Origin of the sequence: Streptomyces sp. NK08204, assembly GCF_020400585.1 — a bacterium.
Taxonomy (GTDB): Bacteria; Actinomycetota; Actinomycetes; order Streptomycetales; family Streptomycetaceae; genus Streptomyces.
Genome location: NZ_JAINVF010000017.1, coordinates 91,332 through 110,849 on the forward strand (window position 1 = coordinate 91,332; position 19,518 = coordinate 110,849).

General features: G+C 72.0%; 19 protein-coding genes and 1 pseudogene. 6 read left to right on the forward strand and 14 right to left on the reverse strand.

Features of this window, described 5'->3' with window-relative positions:
* Positions 1–7 precede the first annotated feature (7 nt).
* The gene (locus K7G59_RS23890; protein WP_225837498.1) at positions 8–1,378 is read right to left on the reverse strand and encodes a glutamine synthetase family protein; all 1,371 of its coding nucleotides are present in this window, start codon (positions 1,376–1,378) and stop codon (positions 8–10) included.
* A 96-nt stretch (positions 1,379–1,474) separates the two neighbouring features.
* Between K7G59_RS23890 and K7G59_RS23895 the strand changes: the two genes are divergently transcribed.
* Together K7G59_RS23895 and K7G59_RS23900 are read left to right on the forward strand one after the other, a co-directional pair.
* Positions 1,475–2,212, forward strand: a complete 738-nt coding sequence (locus K7G59_RS23895) for a FadR/GntR family transcriptional regulator (protein WP_225837500.1) — start codon at positions 1,475–1,477, stop codon at positions 2,210–2,212.
* Positions 2,213–2,262: 50 nt separating this feature from the next.
* A pseudogene (locus tag K7G59_RS23900) lies at positions 2,263–2,949 on the forward strand (gamma-glutamyl-gamma-aminobutyrate hydrolase family protein); the annotation flags it as partial.
* Between the two features lie 10 nt (positions 2,950–2,959).
* Here K7G59_RS23900 and K7G59_RS23905 read toward each other — a convergent pair.
* Complete coding sequence (locus tag K7G59_RS23905) at positions 2,960–3,883, reverse strand: LysR family transcriptional regulator (protein ID WP_225837503.1); 924 nt, start codon at positions 3,881–3,883, stop codon at positions 2,960–2,962.
* 71 nt (positions 3,884–3,954) lie between these two features.
* Here K7G59_RS23905 and K7G59_RS23910 point away from each other — a divergent pair, with 71 nt between their 5' ends.
* Positions 3,955–5,121, forward strand: a complete 1,167-nt coding sequence (locus K7G59_RS23910; protein ID WP_225837505.1) for a TDT family transporter — start codon at positions 3,955–3,957, stop codon at positions 5,119–5,121.
* On the opposite strand, the gene K7G59_RS23915 is transcribed toward K7G59_RS23910, so the two are convergent.
* Positions 5,033–5,752 (reverse strand): helical backbone metal receptor, encoded by a 720-nt coding sequence (locus K7G59_RS23915; protein WP_225837507.1) that lies wholly within the window; start codon positions 5,750–5,752, stop codon positions 5,033–5,035. The two genes, K7G59_RS23910 and K7G59_RS23915, sit on opposite strands and share 89 nt — an antisense overlap.
* Positions 5,752–6,324: a helix-turn-helix domain-containing protein gene (locus K7G59_RS23920; RefSeq protein WP_225837510.1), complete on the reverse strand. Its 573-nt coding sequence runs from the start codon at positions 6,322–6,324 to the stop codon at positions 5,752–5,754. Before K7G59_RS23920 ends, K7G59_RS23915 begins: the two co-directional genes overlap by 1 nt.
* 356 nt (positions 6,325–6,680) lie before the next feature.
* On the opposite strand from K7G59_RS23920, the gene K7G59_RS23925 reads away from it, so the two are divergent.
* The 3 genes from K7G59_RS23925 (at position 6,681) to K7G59_RS23935 (ending at position 9,544) form a co-directional block, all read left to right on the forward strand.
* The gene (locus tag K7G59_RS23925; RefSeq protein WP_225837512.1) at positions 6,681–7,601 is read left to right on the forward strand and encodes a 5'-3' exonuclease; all 921 of its coding nucleotides are present in this window, start codon (positions 6,681–6,683) and stop codon (positions 7,599–7,601) included.
* A gap of 114 nt (positions 7,602–7,715) precedes the next feature.
* A complete protein-coding gene (locus tag K7G59_RS23930) occupies positions 7,716–8,561 on the forward strand; it encodes a siderophore-interacting protein (RefSeq protein ID WP_225837514.1) in 846 nt (281 codons plus the stop codon).
* Positions 8,562–8,590: 29 nt separating this feature from the next.
* Positions 8,591–9,544 (forward strand): pseudouridine synthase, encoded by a 954-nt coding sequence (locus tag K7G59_RS23935; protein ID WP_225837517.1) that lies wholly within the window; start codon positions 8,591–8,593, stop codon positions 9,542–9,544.
* A gap of 11 nt (positions 9,545–9,555) precedes the next feature.
* Here the strand turns inward: K7G59_RS23935 and K7G59_RS23940 are convergent, their stop codons facing one another.
* The 10 genes from K7G59_RS23940 to K7G59_RS23985 form a co-directional block, all read right to left on the reverse strand.
* Positions 9,556–11,067 carry a cytochrome P450 gene (locus K7G59_RS23940; protein WP_225837519.1) on the reverse strand — a complete coding sequence of 504 codons (1,512 nt, stop codon included), beginning with the start codon at positions 11,065–11,067 and terminating at the stop codon, positions 9,556–9,558.
* Positions 11,068–11,118: 51 nt separating this feature from the next.
* Positions 11,119–11,739, reverse strand: coding sequence for an ATP/GTP-binding protein (locus K7G59_RS23945; protein ID WP_225837521.1), 621 nt, complete (start codon positions 11,737–11,739; stop codon positions 11,119–11,121).
* Positions 11,720–12,136 carry a DUF742 domain-containing protein gene (locus tag K7G59_RS23950; RefSeq protein ID WP_225837523.1) on the reverse strand — a complete coding sequence of 139 codons (417 nt, stop codon included), beginning with the start codon at positions 12,134–12,136 and terminating at the stop codon, positions 11,720–11,722. Before K7G59_RS23950 ends, K7G59_RS23945 begins: the two co-directional genes overlap by 20 nt.
* Positions 12,133–12,537, reverse strand: coding sequence for a roadblock/LC7 domain-containing protein (locus tag K7G59_RS23955; protein WP_225837525.1), 405 nt, complete (start codon positions 12,535–12,537; stop codon positions 12,133–12,135). The genes K7G59_RS23950 and K7G59_RS23955 overlap by 4 nt, the downstream gene beginning before the upstream one ends.
* A complete protein-coding gene (locus K7G59_RS23960) occupies positions 12,534–14,204 on the reverse strand; it encodes an ATP-binding protein (protein ID WP_225837527.1) in 1,671 nt (556 codons plus the stop codon). The genes K7G59_RS23955 and K7G59_RS23960 overlap by 4 nt, the downstream gene beginning before the upstream one ends.
* A gap of 344 nt (positions 14,205–14,548) precedes the next feature.
* On the reverse strand, positions 14,549–17,401 hold the full coding sequence (locus K7G59_RS23965; RefSeq protein WP_225837529.1) for an RNA helicase: 2,853 nt from the start codon (positions 17,399–17,401) through the stop codon (positions 14,549–14,551).
* Positions 17,402–17,507: 106 nt separating this feature from the next.
* Entirely contained in the window at positions 17,508–18,452 is a 945-nt protein-coding gene (gene tatC, locus K7G59_RS23970) for a twin-arginine translocase subunit TatC (protein WP_225837531.1), read from the reverse strand.
* Between the two features lie 48 nt (positions 18,453–18,500).
* Positions 18,501–18,785, reverse strand: coding sequence for a Sec-independent protein translocase subunit TatA (gene tatA / locus K7G59_RS23975; RefSeq protein WP_225837533.1), 285 nt, complete (start codon positions 18,783–18,785; stop codon positions 18,501–18,503).
* A 236-nt stretch (positions 18,786–19,021) separates the two neighbouring features.
* On the reverse strand, positions 19,022–19,216 hold the full coding sequence (locus tag K7G59_RS23980) for a hypothetical protein (protein ID WP_225837534.1): 195 nt from the start codon (positions 19,214–19,216) through the stop codon (positions 19,022–19,024).
* Between the two features lie 20 nt (positions 19,217–19,236).
* Positions 19,237–19,497, reverse strand: a complete 261-nt coding sequence (locus K7G59_RS23985) for a hypothetical protein (RefSeq protein WP_374114269.1) — start codon at positions 19,495–19,497, stop codon at positions 19,237–19,239.
* Between the last annotated feature and the right edge of the window lie 21 nt (positions 19,498–19,518).

Consider the following 19,518-nt stretch of genomic DNA (forward strand, 5'->3'; position numbering starts at 1 on the left):
GTTCGGCTCACAGGCGTTCGAAGGAGCGGCGCAGCTCCCAGTCGGTGACCGCGGCGTCGAAGGCGTCCAGTTCGACGCGCGCCATGTTGCGGTAGTGCGCGACGACCTCGTCGCCGAACGCGGCCTTGGCCAGGGGGCTGTTCTCCCAGAGTTCGGCGGCCTCGCGGAGGGTGGTCGGGACGTGTTCGAAGTCCGCGGTGTAGGCGTTGCCGGGGCAGGGCGCGGGGAGTTCGAGCCGCTGCTCGATGCCGTACAGCCCGGCCGCGACCAGCCCGGCGACGGCCAGGTGCGGGTTGACGTCACCGCCGGGGAGGCGGTTCTCGAAGCGCAAGGAGGGACCGTGGCCGACGACGCGCAGCGCGCAGGTGCGGTTGTCGTGGCCCCAGGCGACGGCGGTGGGGGCGAAGGAGCCGGGCTGGAACCGCTTGTAGGAGTTGATGTTGGGGGCGTAGAGGAGGGAGAAGTCGCGCAGGGCGGCGAGTTGTCCGGCGAGGAAGTGCCGCATGACCTCGGACATGCCCCCGGGGTCGCCCGGGGAGCCGGCCATGACGTTGGTGCCGTCGGCGTCGGCGAGCGAGAGGTGGATGTGGCAGGAGTTGCCCTCGCGCTCGTTGTACTTGGCCATGAAGGTGATGGAGACGCCCTCCTGGGCGGCGATCTCCTTGGCGCCGGTCTTGTACAGGGCGTGCTGGTCGCAGGTGACGAGGGCCTCGTCGTAGCGGAAGGCGATCTCGTGCTGGCCCGGGTTGCACTCGCCCTTGGCCGACTCGACGGTGAGGCCGGCGCCGGTCATGTCGTTGCGCAGGCGGCGCAGCAGGGGCTCGATGCGGCCGGTGCCGAGGACGGAGTAGTCGACGTTGTACTGGTTGGCCGGGGTGAGGCCGCGGTAGCCCGCGTTCCAGGCCTGTTCGTAGGTGTCCTTGAAGACGATGAACTCCAGCTCGGTGCCCACCTGGGCGGTGTAGCCGAGTGCGGCGAGCCGGTCGAGCTGGCGGCGCAGGATCTGGCGGGGGGCGGCGGCGACCGGGGAGCCGTCGTTCCAGACGAGGTCGGCGACGAGGAGGGCGGTGCCCGGGTGCCAGGGGATGCGGCGCAGGGTGGACAGGTCGGGGCGCATGGCGAAGTCGCCGTAGCCGCGGTCCCAGGAGGACATCTCGTAGCCGTCGACCGTGTTCATCTCGGTGTCGACGGCGAGCAGGTAGGCGCAGCCCTCGGTGCCGTGGTGCAGGACCTCGTCGAGGAAGAAGCGGGCGGCGAACCGCTTGCCCTGGAGCCGCCCCTGCATGTCGGGGAAGGCCAGGACGACCGTGTCGATCTCACCGCTCGCGACGAGGGCGTGCAGTTCCTCGGCACTCAGCGGGGGTGTGCGGTCTGCCACGGGAGAGCCTCCTTCGGCGTCTGCGGCACTTTCTCGGCCGGACCGGGAGCCATAAGGTATTGCCGAGAACCATTGCTTGGGAAGGGATGCGGCCGCATGTCGCGGGACAGGGGTGCGCGGGAGGTGGACGGCCGGCTCGCTCCGGTACTGCGTCCGGTGCGGGCGGGCAACGGCTTCGAGGAGGCGCTGGAGCAGATCCTGCAGGTTGTACGGCTCGGCCTGGTGCCGGGCGGCGGGCGGCTGCCGGCCGAGCGGGAACTGGCGGACCGGCTCGGGATCAGCCGGGTCACGCTGCGCGAGGTGCTGAAGGTGCTCCAGGACCAGGGGCTGGTGGAGTCGCGGCGCGGGCGCTACGGCGGAACGTTTGTGCTGCCGCGGGTGGACGCGGGCGGCGAGGACGAGTTGCGGCGGCGGGTCGCCGAGGTCGACATCGAGGACGTGCTGCGCTTCCGGGAGGTGCTGGAAGTGGGCGCTGCCGGGCTGTGCGCGGCGCACGGGCTGACCGATGAGCAGGCACGGCGGCTGCGTGAGGCGCTGGCCCGCACGCACGACGCACCCCTCGCCGACTACCGGCGCCTGGACACGCTGCTGCATCTGACGCTGGCCGAGCTGTGCGGGTCACCGTCGCTGACCGCGCAGTACGCGGCGGTCCGGGCCACGGTGAACGACCTGCTCGACTGCATCCCGCTGCTGGTGCGCAACCTGGAGCACTCGCAGCGCCAGCACAGCGCGCTGGTGGAGGCGGTGCTGGACGGGGACCCGGACGGAGCGCGGGAGATGATGCGCGAGCACTGCGCGGGCACGGCGGCACTGCTGCGGGGCTTCCTGACGTGAGCCACCTCTGCAAAGGTATGTCTCCACACCATTGAGGACGGGAGGCGCGGGTGACCGTACGACCGCTGATCGGGGTCAGCACCTATCTGGAGGCCCGCGCGCGCTGGGGCGTGTGGGAACTGGACGCGGCGCTGCTGCCGGCCGGGTACCCGCGGCTGGTGCAGCGGGCCGGGGGGCTGGCCGCGCTGCTGCCGCCGGACGCGCCGGAGCGGGCCGCTGCCGTGGTGGCGCGGCTGGACGGGCTCGTGGTCGCGGGCGGGCCGGACGTGGAACCGGTGCGCTACGGCGCCGAGCGCGAGCCCCGCACGGGCCCGCCGGCGCGGGAGCGGGACGCCTGGGAACTGGCCCTGATCGAGGCCGCGCTGGCCGCGGGTGTGCCGCTGCTGGGGATCTGCCGCGGCATGCAGCTGCTCAACGTGGCCCTCGGCGGGACGCTCGTGCAGCACATCGACGGGCACGCGGAGCGGCCCGGGGTCTTCGGCCTGCACCCGGTCAAGCCGGTGCCGGGGAGCCTGTACGCCGGGATCGTGCCGCAGGAGACTGCCGTGCCCACCTATCACCACCAGGCGGTGGAGCGGCTCGGCGCGGGGCTGGTGCCGTCCGCTCACGCCGAGGACGGGACCGTGGAGGCGATCGAACTGCCGTCGGCCGAGGGGTGGGTGCTCGGGGTCCAGTGGCATCCGGAGATGGGCGAGGACGTACGGGTGATGCGGGCGCTGGTGGAGGCGGCTGCCGGACCGGGTGCGCTCAGCCCCGCGTCAGCGACAGCAGCTCCCGCGCCGGCCCCGTGGGGCGGTGCCCCGTCGGCCACACGGCCCGCAGGTCCCGGCGCAGGGCCACCCCGTCCACCGGGATGCTGACCAGCCGCCGCATCGCCAGTTCCTCCCCGACCGCCAGTTCGCTCAGCACCGAGGGGCCCGCGCCGCTGACCGCCGACGCCTTCACGGCCGTGGTCGAGGACAGCTCGATCAGCGGGCGGGCGAGGCCCCCCAGGGCGGCGTCCAGGACCTGACGGGTGCCCGAACCGCGCTCGCGCAGGATCAGAGGCGTGGCCGCCAGCTCCTGGGCCGTCAGCGGGCGCCTGCGGCGGGCCCACGGGTGGCCGGGGGCGGTGACGACGATCAGGCGGTCGTGGGCGATGACGGTGGAGTCCAGGCCGGTGGGGACCGTGAGGCCCTCCACGAAGCCCAGGTCCGCCTCGTCCTGGAGCAGCAGCTCCGCAACCTTCGCCGAGTTGCCCGCGAGCAGCGACACCGCCGTGTCCGGGCGTCCGGCACGCAGCGCCAGCAGCCAGCCGGGCAGCAGGTACTCGGCGATGGTCATACTGGCCGCCACCCGCAGCCGCGAGTCCCGCCGGTCCCGCAGGGCCTGCGCCCCCGCGTCGAACGCCTCCGCCGCCTCCACGACCCGGCGGGCCCAGTCGGTCACCAGGGCGCCGGCGTCCGTGAGCCGCGAGCCGCGCGGGGACCGGTCGACCAGGGCCACGCCCAACTGCCGTTCCATGGAGCGGATGCGGCTGCTGGCGGCGGGCTGGGTGATGCCGACCTCCCGTGCCGCCGCGCCGAGACTGCCCAGCCGCGCCACCGCCAGCAACAGCTCCAGCGCGGCCAGGTCGGGCACCCGGTGCGCCAGTGATCCCGCTGCCGATCGCTGTCCGTCCACCTCGCTCATAAGACCAGCTTATGCCCTCATAGGCACGAAGTCCCTGGTCAGGGGCGGATGACGGCGGAATGGTGGCATCCATGGTCACCGCAGCCCCGTCCCCTGCAGTCCCCCACGGCGTCCGCGCCGCCCGCGTCCGGCACCTCGGCCCCAACTGGTACGCCTCCGTGATGGGCACCGCCGCCGTCGGCACGGCCGGTGCCGCGCTCCCCGTGTCCGACGGCGTTCCGCGCGGCCTGTTCACGGCGTTCTGGGCGCTGTCGTTCCTGCTGCTCGTGACCCTGGTGGCCGCGCGCGCCCGGCACTGGGCCCACCACCGCGACCAGGCCCGAGACCACCTCCTCGATCCGGCCATGGCCCCGTTCTACGGCTGTGTGTCCATGGCGCTGCTGGTGGTGGGCGCCGGCGCCCTCACGCTCGGGCGGGACTGGATCGGCCAGTGGGCGGCCGTCGCCGTCGACACCGTGCTGTTCACGGCCGGTACGGCCGTGGGGCTCGCCGCGGCCGTCGTCGGGCCGTACCTGATGGCCGTGCACCACCGGGTCGAGGCCGCGCAGGCCACGCCGGTGTGGCTGCTGCCACTGGTCCCGCCCATGGTGTCGGCCGCGTGCGGCCCGCTGCTCGTGCCGCACCTGCCGCCCGGCCAGGCACGGGAGACGCTGCTGCTGGCCTGCCTCGCCCTGTTCGGGCTGAGCCTGCTGGCAGCGCTGCTGATGCTGCCGCTGGTCTTCGCGCGGCTGCTCACCGCAGGCCCGCTGCCCCTCACGCTCACTCCGACGCTCTTCCTGGTGCTCGGACCGCTCGGGCAGTCCGCCACCGCCGTCGGCCTGATCGCGGACGCCGCCCACGGGGTCGTACCGGCCGCCTACGAGCGCGGGCTCGGCGTCCTCGCCGTGCTGTACGGGGTGCCCGTGACGGGCTTCGCGCTGCTCTGGCTGGCGTTCTCGAGCGCGCACGTGGTGCGGGCCCGGCGGCAGGGCATGGGGTTCGCGATGACCTGGTGGGCGTTCACTTTCCCGCTGGGCACATGTGTCACCGGCACCGCGGCCCTCGCCCGGCACACCCGGCTGGCCTGCTACGACGCGCTGGCCGTCGGGCTGTACGCGCTACTGGTCGTGGCGTGGGGAGCGGCGGCCCGGGGCACGGTCCGCGGGCTGCTCAGCGGTGCGCTGCTCGCAGGGCCTCGGCCAGCACCCGCGGCGCCTCGGCCAGGCTCGGACCGTACCAGGTCAGGTGCCGTCCGCTGACCAGTGCGCAGCTCAGTCCGGGGAACGCCTCCGGGCCGTCGCCGGCGGTGAAGCGGTACGGCTCGTCCGGGAGGACGACGACGTCCGGCGCCGCCGCCCGCAGCTCGGCCAAGGGGATGCGGGGATAGCGGTCGGGATGGCCGGCGTACAGGTGGTGCACGCCCAGCCGGGCCAGCATGTCACCGGCGAAGGTGTCCCGGCCGAGCACCATCCAGGGGCGTCGCCACACCGGTACGACCGCCGTGCGCCGCTCGGCGGGTGCCGGGAGCGCGGACCACACCGCCGCCGCCTCGTCCAGCCAGCGGGGCCGCCCCGGCGCCCCGCACGCGGTCAGTACCCGCTCCAGTTCGGCGAAGGCCTGCGGCACCTCGCGCACCTCGGTGACCAGCACCGTCAGGCCCGCCGCCCGAAGGGCGTCGAGGTCGGGGCCGCGGTTCTCCTCCTCGTTGGCGATCACCAGATCGGGCCCGAGCGAGACGATCCGCTGCACGTCCGGGTTCTTCGTGCCGCCGATCCGGGTGACGGCGAGGCCTGCGGGACGGGTGCACCAGTCCGTGGCGCCGACGAGCACCCCGGGCAGCGACACGGCGACCGCCTCCGTCAGTGACGGGACGAGGGAGACGACCCGCACTAGCGGGACCGGTCCTGGACGGCCTCGATGTGCTCGGCGACCGCGACCACGATCACCCGGGTGTCCGGGACCGTGGCGCGCCAGCGGTGGCGGACCCCACCGGTGAGGTAGAGGGTGTCCCCGCGACCGAGGCGGTAGGCACGACCCTCGGCCTCGATCTCCACCGCGCCGTCCGCGACGTACATCAGCTCGTCGTTGCGGTGCTGGAACTCGCGGCCCGCGTCGTGGTCGCCGGTGAACTCGGAGGCGTGCAGCTGATGGTGGCCGCGGACCAGGGAGCGGGTGCGCGCGGCGAAGTCGCCCTCGGCGGTGGGCTCGGCGCGCACGACGTCCACGGTGGCCGCGGGGTCGGCGGCGGCGAGGAGCTCCACCGCGGTGGTACGCAGGGCGTCGGCCACCTTCTCCAGGGACGTACGGCTGGGGCGGGCCCGGTCGTTCTCGACCTGGCTGAGGAACGGCACGGACAGTCCGCTGCGCTCGGCCACCACGGCGAGGGTCAGTTCCAGCGCACGACGGCGCCGCCGGACGGCCGCGCCCACCCGTACGGGCTGCTGCTCTTTGTGGTCGCCCATCGCTCCGGCTCCCTCCCTCACTCCTCGTGCCGCCGTCCGGGTGCCCTTCGCCGGGCACGCCTCTTCCTGTGACTTGTCTGCACCCTACGCATGTTCGTCAAACCGTTACAGGCGCCTGTCACATCCCTGTCATGCCCAGGGAGCGAAACGCTCACGATTCACGCCACCGCACCGGCGGTCCGGGCGGAGGGGATGCCCCCTGGTTCAAGGCGCGGGCGGGTGTCCGTGTTCCCGCCGGGCACCACCGGGACTCTCTGCGGTTGGCCGGATCCGTGCCGTAGGCGCCCGGTCCTGGCGTCTTCCCGGGCCACCGGGTCACAGGGGTCGGGGAGCGGCCGTTACGGCATGATGCGACCGTGACCGGACGACTCATGCTTCTCGACACCGCCTCGTTGTACTTCCGCGCCTACTTCGGCGTCCCCGACTCCGTGCGGGCACCGGACGGCTCGCCGGTGAACGCCGTGCGCGGACTGCTGGACTTCATCGACCGGCTGGTGCGGGACCACCGGCCGGCGCGGCTGGTGGCCTGCATGGACGCCGACTGGCGACCGCAGTGGCGGGTGGACCTCGTCCCCACCTACAAGGCGCACCGGGTCGCCGTGGCGCACGAGGGCGCGCCGGACGAGGAGCAGGTGCCGGACCCGCTCGTGCCACAGGTGCCGGTCATCGAGGCTGTGCTGGACGCGATCGGCATCGCGCGGGTCGGCGTCGCGGGGTACGAGGCGGACGACGTGATCGGCACGTTCACGGCGCGCGCCGACGGACCGGTCGACATCGTCACCGGCGACCGCGACCTGTACCAGCTGGTCGACGACGAGCGGGACATCCGCGTGCTGTACCCGCTGAAGGGGGTCGGCACGCTCCAGCTGACCGACGAGGCGGTTCTGCGCGCGAAGTATGGGGTGGCCGGGCGGGGGTACGCGGATCTGGCGCTGCTGCGCGGGGACCCGAGCGACGGGTTGCCCGGCGTGTCCGGGATCGGCGAGAAGACGGCCGCCAAGCTGCTCGCCGAGTTCGGCGATCTGGCCGGGATCATGGCGGCGGTGGACGATCCGCAGGCCAGGCTCACACCCTCGCAGCGCAAGCGGCTGACGGAGGCACGGCCGTATGTGGCGATCGCGCCGAAGGTGGTGCGGGTGGCCGACGACGTGCCGCTGCCGGACGTCGACACCCTGCTGCCGCGCGTCCCGCGCGACCCGGCCGCGCTTGAGGCGCTGGCCGCGCGCTGGGGGCTCGGCGGTTCGCTGCAGCGGCTGCTGACCACGCTCGGAGAGTAGAGGACGCACCGGAAAACTCCCGGCGGAAAGCGCAGCCTGACGCCGCGGCGAAGCTCCGCGAAGAAGCGGGATGATAACTTAGGTTAACCTAACCAATGCTGCAGGAGGCCCGCGATGGCAGTGCGTCCGGAACGAAAGCCGCGTAAGACCTATACCGCCCAGGTGGTGCGTACCGAGCGGCTGACTCCGCACATGCAGCGCGTGGTGCTCGGCGGTGACGGTCTTCGCGGTTTCGCCGCGGACACCTGCACCGACCACTACGTGAAGCTGCTGTTCGGTCCCGCCGGGGTGACCTACCCCGAGCCCTTCGACCTGGAGCGGATCCGCGCCGAGTTCCCGCGCGAGCAGTGGCCGGTGACACGGACGTACACCGTGCGGGCCTGGGACCCCGAACACCTCGAGCTGACCCTGGACTTCGTCGTCCACGGCGACGAGGGCCTGGCCGGGCCGTGGTCCCTGCGGGCCCGGCCCGGCGAGCCGGTGCGCTTCACGGGCCCCGGGGGCGCCTACGCGCCCGACCCGGCCGCCGACTGGCATCTGCTGGCCGGCGACGAGAGCGCGCTGCCGGCGATCGCCCGCGCCCTGGAGAGGCTGCCCGAGGGCGCCCGGGTGCACGCCCTGGTGGAGGTGTCCGGGCCCGAGGAGGAGCAGCGGGTCGACTCCGGCGTGGAGATCGTCTGGGTGCACCGCGGGGACCGGCCGGTCGGCGAGGCGTTGCTGGAGGCCGTCCGGGCGCTCGAGTTCCCCGGGGGCCGGCCGCAGGTGTTCGTGCACGGCGAGGCGGGCTTCGTGAAGGAACTGCGCCGCATGCTGCGGGTCGAGCTGCGGATCCCGCGCGAGGACCTGTCCATCTCCGGCTACTGGCGGCTCGGCCACAACGAGGACGGCTGGCAGGCCTCCAAGCGCGAGTGGAACGCCCGCATCGAGGCCGAACAGGAGGGGACCGCGGCAGCCGCGTGACCTGACGCCGCCCCGTACCCTTGACCCCGATGAGACGCCGTACGCCGCCCCCGCCCGCCCCACTCCCCCAGCGGAGCGGTGTCGACCCGGTACGGGTGCGGCTGCCGTACGACGGCAGGTGGGCCACGGTGCGGCAGCATCTGGTGGAGCGGCTGACGGGGGCCGGGGCCGGGGCCGTCGAGGCACTGTTCGCCCAGGGGCTGGTCGTGGGCGCCGACGGCCGGGCGGTGGCGGCGGACGCACCGTACGAGCCGGGGATGTTCGTGTGGTTCCACCGCGAGCTGCCCCCGGAGGTGCCGGTGCCGTTCCCGGTGGAGGTGGTCTACCGGGACGCGCACATCGTCGTGGCCGACAAGCCGCACTTCCTTGCCACCACCCCGCGCGGCAGCCATGTCGCCGAGACCGCGCTGGCCCGGCTGCGGCACGATCTGGGCCTTCCGACGCTGACCGCCGCGCACCGCCTGGACCGGCTCACCGCCGGGCTCGTGCTGTTCACGGTGCGGCCCGAGGAGCGCGGCGCGTACCAGACGCTGTTCCGGGACCGGCAGGTCCGCAAGGAGTACGAGGCCGTCGCGCCGTACGACCCCTCGCTCGTCCTGCCCCGGACCGTGCGCAGCCGCATCGTGAAGGAGCGCGGGGTGCTGACCGCGCGGGAGGTCGCGGGTGAGCCGAACGCGGTGACCACCATCCGACTGGCGGAGTTCCGGGACGGGTTGGGCCGCTACCGGCTGGTGCCGCAGACCGGGCAGACCCACCAGCTGCGGGTGCATCTGAACGCGCTCGGCGTGCCCATCCTCGGCGATCCGCTGTACCCGGAGGTGACCAGACCCGTGCCGGCCGGCGACTTCCGGCGTCCGCTGCAACTGCTCGCTCGGAGACTGGAGTTCACCGACCCGGTCACGGGGGTGGAGCATGCCTTCGTCAGCGGGCGCACGCTCCGGGCGTGGTCCTCGTACACCGAGTGGGCCGGGCGGCAGCCGTAGGACCACGTCCGTCACTCCCCGCGCCACCAGTGCAGCAGGCGCTGCCACGGGCCGATGCGGCGGGACGGCTCCGCGGGGACGGGCACGGACACGGGCACGGACTCCGACTCCGACTCCGCGGGCAGGGGGGCGGGTTCCGGCCGCGGCGGGGCGGCCGGAACCGGTGCGGGACGCTGGGTGCCGATCTGCCAGGGGGTCCGCTGCGCCGGGACCGGGACGGGGCTGGGCGAGAGCGTCACGTCCTGTTGCGGCTTCGGCTCGAAGCACACCGGGAGCGCGACAAGGTGCCGCGAGGCGATGGAGGACCGCCAGCGCAGGTCCTCCTCGGGACAGTCGAGCCGGACGTCCGGCAGCCGCATGAGCAGCGCGTCGACGCCGACGTCGGCGATGGCGCGGCCGATGTCCTGGCCGGGGCACTCGTGCGGGCCGCCGCCGAAGGCCAGGTGCGCGCGGTTGCCCTTCATGTGCGCGGACAGGTCGGGCCGCACCCGTGGGTCGACATTGCCGGGAGCGGGCGCGAACAGCAGCCCGTCCCCCCTGCGGATGCGCCAGCCGCCCAGTTCCGTGTCCTGCTTGGCGAAGTAGCCGAGGACCGTGCTGAACGGCGGCTCGTCCCACAGGGACTGCTCGATCGCCTCCGGTACGGTCATCTGGCCGCCGCTGAGCCGGGCGCGGAAGCCCGGCTCGGTGAGGACCATGCGCAGCGCGTTGGCGAGGAGGTTCGCGGTGGCCTCGTAGGCGGCGAAGAGCACGAGCCGCAGGTGCTCCCTGATCTCGTCGTCGGTGAGCGTCACCGGGTGCATGACGAGACGGCTGGTGAAGTCGTCCCCCGGCCGGGCCCGGCGGCGGATGGTGAGCCGGCTCAGCGCGTCCATCACATAGGCATGGCTCTGGATGGCGGTCTCGGTGCCCTTCAGCGCGTCGCGGGCGGCCTGCACCATCCGGTCGTTGTACTCCTCGGGCATGCCGAGCACCTCGCACAGCACCGCCATCGGCAGATGCTCGGCGAACTGGGAGACCAGGTCGGCCCGTCCCCGCTCGCAGAAGCCGTTGACCAGCTCCTGGGTGTAGCGGCCGATGTCACGGCGGACGCTGCGGTGGTCGATGGTCGACATGGCGCCGGTGACCGCCGCGCGCAGCCTCTGGTGCTCGTCTCCCTCGGCGTGCGAACAGATGGGCTGCCAGGCGATGTGCGGCATGAGCGGGTGGTCGGGCTTGACCATGCCCTCCCGCAGCGGCGACCAGATGCGGCTGTCGCGGGTGTACTGCGAGGGGCTGCGTACCAGGTGCAGGTTCTCGGCGTGCCCGAGGACCACCCACATCGGTACGTCGTCATGGAGCAGTACGGGTGCCACGGGGCCGTACTGCTCGCGCAGCCGCTCGTAGAGGTCGCCGAGATCGTCCGCGTCGAGGCCGTAGAGCCGGTGCAGTCCCCCGGGGCCGGGTCCGTGCGCCGGACAGGTGGAGAGCGGGGCCGGCGAGGGGTCGTGCGTGCCGGTCGGAGATGAGGGTTCAGGCGTCACAGTGGTCGCTCCGGGACGGAAAGGACGTGCGGTGGGTCGGTGGGCTGCGGGTCAGACGAGGGCGCCGCTCACGGCGAGCGAGTGCAGGAAGCGCATCAGGGTCATCAGCACGTCCTTGCTCGAGACCCGGCGGCGCGCGTCGCACTCGACGATCGGGATCTCCGGGGCGAGGTCCAGCGCGGTGCGCAGTTCCTCGACGGGGTGACGGGGCGCGTCCGGGAAGGCGTTGACGGCGACGACGAAGGGCACGCCGCGTTCCTCCAGGCGTCCCATGACGTCGAAGCTGACCTCCAGGCGCCGGGTGTCCACCAGGACCACCGCGCCGAGCGCCCCTTCGAACAGGCCGTTCCACAGGAACCAGAAGCGTTCCTGGCCGGGGGTGCCGAAGAGGTAGAGCACCAGCTCGTCGGTGATGCTGATGCGGCCGAAGTCCATGGCGACGGTGGTGGCCGTCTTGGACTCGGAGCCGTAGTCGTCGTCGACGCCGATGCCGGCCTGGGTCATGGTCTCCTCGGTGGTCAGCGGTCTGATCTCGCTGACGGAACCGACCATGGTGGTCTTGCCGACGCCGAAGCCGCCCACGATCACGATCTTCACCGCGGCCTGGGCCGAGTGCGGGAGATGGTCCTCGGTGCGCGGGCCGGGGATCGTCTCAGAGCCTTTGGAGTCCATGCATCACCGCTTCGAGGAGTGAACGGTCAGGGAGCGCCTGGCGGACGATCGGGGCGCGCGCCTGCACCAGCCCGGCCGTGATCAGCTCGGTGATCAGTACGGTCATCGTGCTGAACGGCAGATTGAGGTAGGCCGAGAGTTCGGCCACGGACAGGGGGGCGTGGCAGAGCCGGAGCAGCGCGGCCTGCTCGGGGGTGGCGGACGGTGGCGGCGCGGAACGCGCCACGATCAAGGTCACCAGGTCGAGTTCGGCGCGTGGGCCGTCGGCGGCTCCGGTGATGATGAACAGCCGTTCTGGGTTCTTGGTCCGGCCCTCGCCGCCCGACTGTCCGGCAGGCGGGGGCGGCGGAGGCGGCAGGGGCTCGGGGTGGCGCCGTCTGCGTCGCGGAGGAGTCATACGGTCTGCCCGTTGTGCCGGGGCGGACTGGTGAGGTGGGCGCCGATCCGGACGACGAGGTCACGCATCATGCCGCTCATCCGGCCTGGTTCGCAGGTGACGTCGGCGAGCACGGCGAGGTAGGCGTTGTCGCCGGCGTTCATGAGGTAGAAGTAGCCGCCCTCGATCTCGATGACGACGAGCTTCATGTCGCCGGCGCCCTTGATCTCCTGGATGATGGCGGCGGCGAGGCTCTGGACACCCGCGCAGGCGGCGGCCACCCGGTCCGCGGCGTCCGGCTCGCCGCCGTAGCGGGCGATGCGCAGTCCGTCGGCGGAGAGGACCACGATCATCTGGATGCCCGGTACGCCGTCGTTGAGCTGCTTGAGCATCCAGTCGAAGTTGCCTTGCTGCTGGATCACTTGAGGTCCCCCTCGTCGTCGGCGCCGGAGGCGGCTTCGTCGGCGGTGTCCGAATCGTTGAGCAGATGCGTGTACTTGGTGGGGTTCAGCGTGAAGTCGGTCAGTTCGCTCGCGGTGGCGTTCTCGGGCATGCCCTTGCGCAGGCCGTTCCAGAAGTCCTCCACCCACATGCCCGGCGGCCGGTCCCGCAGCTTCTGGATCTCGGGGTCGATCTCGGGCTCGGGCTCCGGTTCGGGTCTGGCCTGCGACCAGACGGTCGGCCGGCCCTCACGTTCGGCGCGCTCGATGACGGCCTGTTCGGCGAGCCGCTGGCTGAGCGGGGTCTTCACCCGGCTGCGGCGCTGCGGCAGGCCGTTCGCCGTCCACTCGGTGACCTGCGGGACGTCGTCCTCCATGGAGATCCCGGCGGGAATCTTGGGACTGGTGGGGCGCCGCTTCTTCGGCGGGCGCTTGGGGCCTTCCACGGCGCCGAGTTCGGGCATGGGGGTGCCGGTGGCGCCGATGCCGTGGGCGACGCCGACACCGGGCTCGGTCGTCGTCATGACGCGCGGCACGACGAGGATGGCGCGGACACCGCCGTAGGCGGAGGCGCGCAGCGAGACCTCCATGTCGAACTGCTTGCACAGACGGCCGACGACGGCGAGGCCGAGGCGCGGCTGTTCGCCCAGGTTGTGCGCGTCGTCACCCGTCTTGGCGTCCTCGATCATCTGCTCGATGCGGGCGCGGGACTCCTCGCCGAGGCTGACGCCGGCGTCCTCGATCTCGATGACGACGCCGGTCTGCACCTCGGCCGCGGTGACGTGCACCTTGGTCGACGGGGGCGAGTAGCGGGTGGCGTTGTCGAGGAGTTCGGCCGCGGCGTGGATGACCGGCTCGACGGAGGTGCCCTTGATGTTGATGGTGACGATGGACTTCAGCTCGATGCGGCGGTACTCGAGGATCCGCGACATGGCTCCGCGCAGCACGCTGTACAGGGAGACGGGCAGGGGCCACTGGCGGCCGGGGCGCCCGCCGCCGAGCACGGCGATGGAGTCGGCGAGACGGCCGATCATCGCACTGCCGTGGTCGAGCCGAAGCAGGTCGTCGAAGACCTCGGGGTTGCGGCCGTGGTCCTCCTCCATCTCCCGCAGTTCGTTGGCCTGTTGGTTGACGATCGCCTGGACGCGGCGGGCGATGCTCACGAAGGAGCGCTCCATGGCGTCACGGATCGAGATCTGCTGGTCGACGCCGCGCAGCGCGATGCGCACCAACTCGCGGTAGGACTCGGGGAGGTGACGCAGCTCGGGGTCGGCGTCGTAGACCTTGCGCATCACTTCTCTGAGCGGTTCACCGGCGCGCAGCCGGAGCACTCCGGTGGGCAGGACCTGGCTGCCGAGGCGGACGATCTCCGCGTCGTGGGCGGCGAGCCGGTGCTCCAGGTGCGCGGTGTGCCGGGCGTGCTCGGCCTGCGCCGCCCGCAGCTTCCGGCCGCGGCGTACGACCTCCGTGCCCGTGGCGAGGACCAGCAGCACCGCCGCGGCCCCGAAGCCGCCGGCGGCGGTCCGGGCGTGGGCCGGGACCATGGCCACGGCGGCTGCGGTCGCCGCCGTGAGCGCTATGGCGGGCAGCAACAGCACGCGCGCATAGGGACGTTCACGGCCACCGGGAGGCTTCTGAACACTCACCATGGATGCCTTCTGAGACGAATCGGCTGGGTGTCGGGGGAGCTCGTGGGGGGAAGGTTCACGCAACACGCAGGATTTTCCGCATGTTTGGGAACAGGCGCTCGAATTCATCTCAACTCGGTGCGCCGCGGGCGAGCCTAGTCCGACCGGATCAACCTCGTGTCATATTCCGCAAGCATCTGAAATCCCCCTCACAACGGGGGTACGCTCAGGCCCATTTGCACGCTCAGCACCCCCACACACACGTTCGGTGACGGCGCCGAGGCATACGAAAGGGCCCGGACCGTCTCGGAGGACCGTCCGGGCCCTGACCCTGGCAGCGGGGCCGCCGCCGGGGCGGTGTCGGTTCAGCCCACCGACGAGTAGGCCACCACGCCGCGCAGCAGCGCGTCGACCGCCTTGCGGGCGCTCTTCGCGACCGTCGAGCCCTCGGCCGGCGCGGCGGCGGAGATCTGCCCGAGGACGTCGATGACCTGCTTGCACCAGCGTACGAAGTCACCGGCCGGCATCTCCGCCTCGCGCAGCACCTCGTCGAGTCCCTTGCCGGAGGCCCACATGTACGCGGCCCAGGCGAAGCCGAGGTCGGGCTCACGCTGGCCCACGCCCTCGGTCTGGTTGATCCGGAACTCCTCCTCCAGCGCGTCGAGTCGGCCCCAGATGCGGACCATCTCGCCCAGTGCGGCCTTCGCCTTGCCCGAGGGCAGTTTGGGCGCCATCGCATCGTCACCGACCCGCGCCTCGTACACCAGCGCCGAGACACAGGCGGCGAGTTCGGCGGGATCGAGACCCTCCCACACCCGCTCACGCAGGCATTCGCTGGCCAGCAGGTCGAGTTCGCCGTAGAGCCGGGCGAGCCGCCTGCCGTGCTCGGTGACCTCGTCACCGCGCAGGTAGTCCAGCTCGGTCAGCAGCGCCACGATCCGGTCGAAGGTACGGGCGATGGTGTTCGTCCGGCCCTCGATACGGCGCTCCAGCTGCGAGGTGTCACGCAGCAGCCGGTGGTAGCGCTCGGCCCAGCGGGCATGGTCCTCGCGCTCGTCGCAGCCGTGGCAGGGGTGCGCTCGCAGGGCGGTCCGCAGCCGGGCGATCTCGCGGTCGTCGGCGGCCTGCGAACGCCTCTTGCGGGCCCGCTCCGGCGGGATGTGCCCGGCCTTGGTGCGCAGCGCCGAGGCGAGGTCCCGGCGCGACTGCGGGGAGCGCGGGTTGAAGGACTTCGGGATCCGCATCCGGTCCAGCGGCTCGACCGGCACCGGGAAGTCCATCGACGCCAGCCGCTTGACCTGCCGTTCGGCGGTGAGCACCAGCGGGCGCGGCCCGTCGTGCGGGTCGTAGCCGCGGTGGCCGTTGGAGCGGCCGGCGGGCAGGCCCGGATCCAGGACCAGGGCCAGGCCCGCGTACTTGCCCGTCGGCACGTGGATGACGTCGCCCGGCCTCAGCTTCTCCAGCGCGACGGCGGCCTCGGCCCGGCGCTGGCTGGCGCCCTGCCGGGCCAGCTCGGTCTCCCGGTCCTTCAGCTCGCGGCGCAGTCGCGCGTACTCCTCGAAGTCGCCGAGGTGGCAGGTCATGGACGCCTTGTAGCCGGCCAGACCCTCCTCGTTGCGCTGCACCTGCCGGGAGATACCGACGACCGACTTGTCGGCCTGGAACTGTGCGAAGGAGGTCTCCAGCAGTTCGCGCGAGCGGTGCCGCCCGAACTGCTCGACCAGGTTGACCGCCATGTTGTACGACGGCTTGAAGCTGGAGCGCAGCGGGTAGGTGCGCGTGCCCGCGAGCCCGGCCAGGTGCTCCGGGCTCATGCCGCGCTGCCACAGCACGACCGCGTGGCCCTCGATGTCGATGCCGCGCCGGCCGGCCCGGCCGGTGAGCTGCGTGTACTCGCCGGGGGTGATGTCGGCGTGCTGCTCGCCGTTCCACTTGACCAGCTTCTCCAGCACCACCGAGCGGGCGGGCATGTTGATGCCCAGCGCGAGCGTCTCGGTCGCGAACACGGCCTTGACCAGGCCGCGCACGAACAGCTCCTCGACGACCTCCTTGAAGGTCGGCAGCATGCCCGCGTGGTGGGCGGCGATACCGCGCTCCAGGCCCTCCAGCCACTCGTAGTAGCCGAGGACGTGCAGGTCCTCCGACGGGATGGCGGCCGTGCGCTCCTCGACCAGGTCACGGACCTTCTCCCGCGCCTCCTCGTCGTTGAGTCTGAGGCCCGCGTACAGGCACTGCTGGACGGCGGCCTCGCAGGCGGCGCGGCTGAAGATGAAGGTGATCGCCGGCAGCAGCCCCTCGGAGTCGAGCCGCTCGATGACCTCCGGCCGGCCCGGTGTCCACACGCGCGAGCGCTGTCTGCGCTCCCGCTCCCGGTCGGCCTCGCGCATGGCCCGGCCGCGCCGCCGGTCCTGGTAGGACGGCCTGGTGGCCTCCATCCGGGCCAGGCGGACGAGGTCGGGGTTGACGGCCTTCTTGTGGCCCTCGCCCTCCTCGAACAGGTCGTACATCCGGCGCCCGGCGAGCACGTGCTGGAACAGCGGGACCGGCCGGTGCTCGGCGACGATCACCTCGGTGTCGCCGCGGACGGTGTCCAGCCAGTCACCGAACTCCTCGGCGTTGGACACGGTCGCCGACAGCGACACCAGGGTCACCGACTCGGGCAGGTGGATGATCACCTCCTCCCAGACCGCGCCGCGGAAGCGGTCGGAGAGGTAGTGCACCTCGTCCATGACCACGTAGCCGAGGCCGAGCAGGGTCTGTGAGCCCGCGTACAGCATGTTGCGCAGGACCTCGGTGGTCATCACGACCACCGGGGCGTCCGGGTTCACACTGTTGTCGCCGGTGAGCAGGCCGACCATGCCCGTGCCGTAGCGGCGGCACAGGTCGGAGTACTTCTGGTTCGACAGCGCCTTGATGGGTGTCGTGTAGAAGCACTTCCTGCCCTGCATCAGGGCGAGGTGGACGGCGAACTCGCCCACGATCGTCTTGCCCGAGCCGGTGGGCGCGGCCACCAGCACGCCCTTCCCCGCCTCGAGTGCCTGGCAGGCCTCGATCTGGAAGGGGTCGAGGCCGAAGTCGTACATCTCGCGGAAGGACGCGAGCGCGGTGGCCTGCTCGGCTGCCCGCCTACGGGCTGCCGCGTACCGCTCGGCCGGTGAGAGGTCCTCTGTCATCGTGCTTTCGAGCGTACCGGGCCGCACTGACAACAGGACGATCATTATCCGGATGGTGGGCGGGCAGCACGGGCCGCAACGACAGATGCTCCCGTCCCCGGTCTTCGTCCCGGGGACGGGAGCATCACACTGCGCTTCGGTGCGGTGCGGGTCAGGTGATGTCGTCGTAGCCGTTGACGCGGTCGGCGCCCGCCTGCTCGGGCAGCGTGCGACTGGCCGAGACGGCCTCGATCTCGCCGATGTCCTCGGGCGTGAGGTCCAGCTCCGAGGCCTCGTCGTCGGCGGGGCCCTTCGCAGCGCGACGGTCCCGACGCTGGTCGTTGATGAGCGCGATGGCCACGGCGATGAAGTAGAGCGCCCAGATCGGCGCCGCCAACGCCAGCATCGTCATCGGGTCCGGGCTGGGCGTGGCCACAGCCGCGAAGGCGGTGATGCCGACGACCATGCCGCGCCACCAGCCCAGCATGCGCCGCCCGGACAGCACGCCGGTGAGGTTGAGCATGACCAGCAGCAACGGCATCTCGAAAGCGAGACCGAAGACGACGATCATGCGGGTGACCAGGTCCAGCAGATCGTCCAGCGGCAGCAGGTTCTCGGCGCCGCTCGGCGTGAGGTCGATCATCACCCGCGCTGTGGTGGGCAGCACGTGGAACGCGAGGTAGCCGCCGCCGAGGAAGAGCGGGAAGCCGAAAGCGACGAAGGCGTAGGCGTACTTCTTCTCGTTGCGGTGCAGGCCCGGCGCGACGAACGCCCACAGCTGGTAGAGCCAGACCGGCGAGGCGAGCACGACACCGGCCATCAGGGCGACCTTCAGGGCCAGGGTGAACGGCGCCAGCAGGCCGCTGACGGTGATGTGCGCACAGTGGACGTTCTTGGCCTTGGCCAGCTCACCGAAGGACTGGTGGCAGCCGATCTCGTCGAGCACCGGCTCGGTGATGAAGTTGACGATGTCTCTGTAGAAGAACGCCGCCACGATCGTGACGACCAGGATCGCCAGGACACCCTTCGCGAGCCGGTTGCGCAGCTCACGCAAGTGATCCGCGAGTGGCATACGCCCCTCGGGATCTCTCTCCTTGTTGCGGGCAGACTTGAGCAACCCACATCCTCATCTCGTGCAGCGGACCGGATGCCCCCGGCCCTCGCGTCAGCGCTGGGTCGTGTCCGTCGGCTCGTTGACCGGGCGGGAGCTGGTCACGTCACCGGGGGCGGCCTGGATGGTGCGCTGAGCGGGAGCAGGATCCTCGGCGGACTGGGCGGTGGTGGCGGACTGCTTGCCGTCCTCCTTCATCGCCTTCGCCTCGCTCTTCAGGATGCGCGCGGACTTGCCGAGCGAGCGCGCCATGTCCGGAAGCTTCTTGGAGCCGAACACGAGGAGGATCACCAGAACGAGGAGCAGCAGGTGCCACGGCTCAAGTCCGTTGCGGAACATAAATCTTCACCTTCTCACCGAGGCGGGCATGTCCGACGGGTCGGACACTTGTCCGGACGTCATGCTGGCTGCGATCGTAACGCCTGAGGGTGAATGCGGGACAATCCCCGGGCGTACTCCTGCTCCGCGGACCGCGCCTCGCTCACCGGGCCGCGATCAGCAGCGTACCTGGCCCCACTGGCAAGGTGACAGGGCGAAGTGACCCAAAGCGCACGGCCGAGGCGAGTAGGGGCGAGTCACAGGGAGTCGACGGCCCGGGCCGCGCTCACCGCGGCCCGCTCCAGATCCTCGGCCGCCTTGCCGATACGGCTCGCGGAGGCCGCGACCTGCTGCCCGAGGCGCCGCGCCTCCAGGAACACCCGGACGGCGAACACCCCCAGGACGGCGAGACCCAGGAAACCCACGGCAACCGCGAACATCGGCCAGAACATGACGACGAGACTAGACCGTCCTACACCGTGGAGTGCAGCCGCAGGGTCCGGACCCCGCCGCCGGTGAGCAGCTCCACGATCCGCTCCCCGGCGGGCTTGCGCACCGAGGCGCCGCACTCGGGGCAGGTGAAGGAGTAGAACGTCGTCCGGCTCGTCGCACCGATGGCCAGACGCAGCGCGCTCGCGGCGAGTTCGAAGCGGCCCCGGCAGTCCGGGCAGCCCGCCCTGAACACCACGGGGACCACCCTCCTCATCCCGGCGAAGGCCGCCGCCACCGTCATCTGACCCGCACCGGACACCGG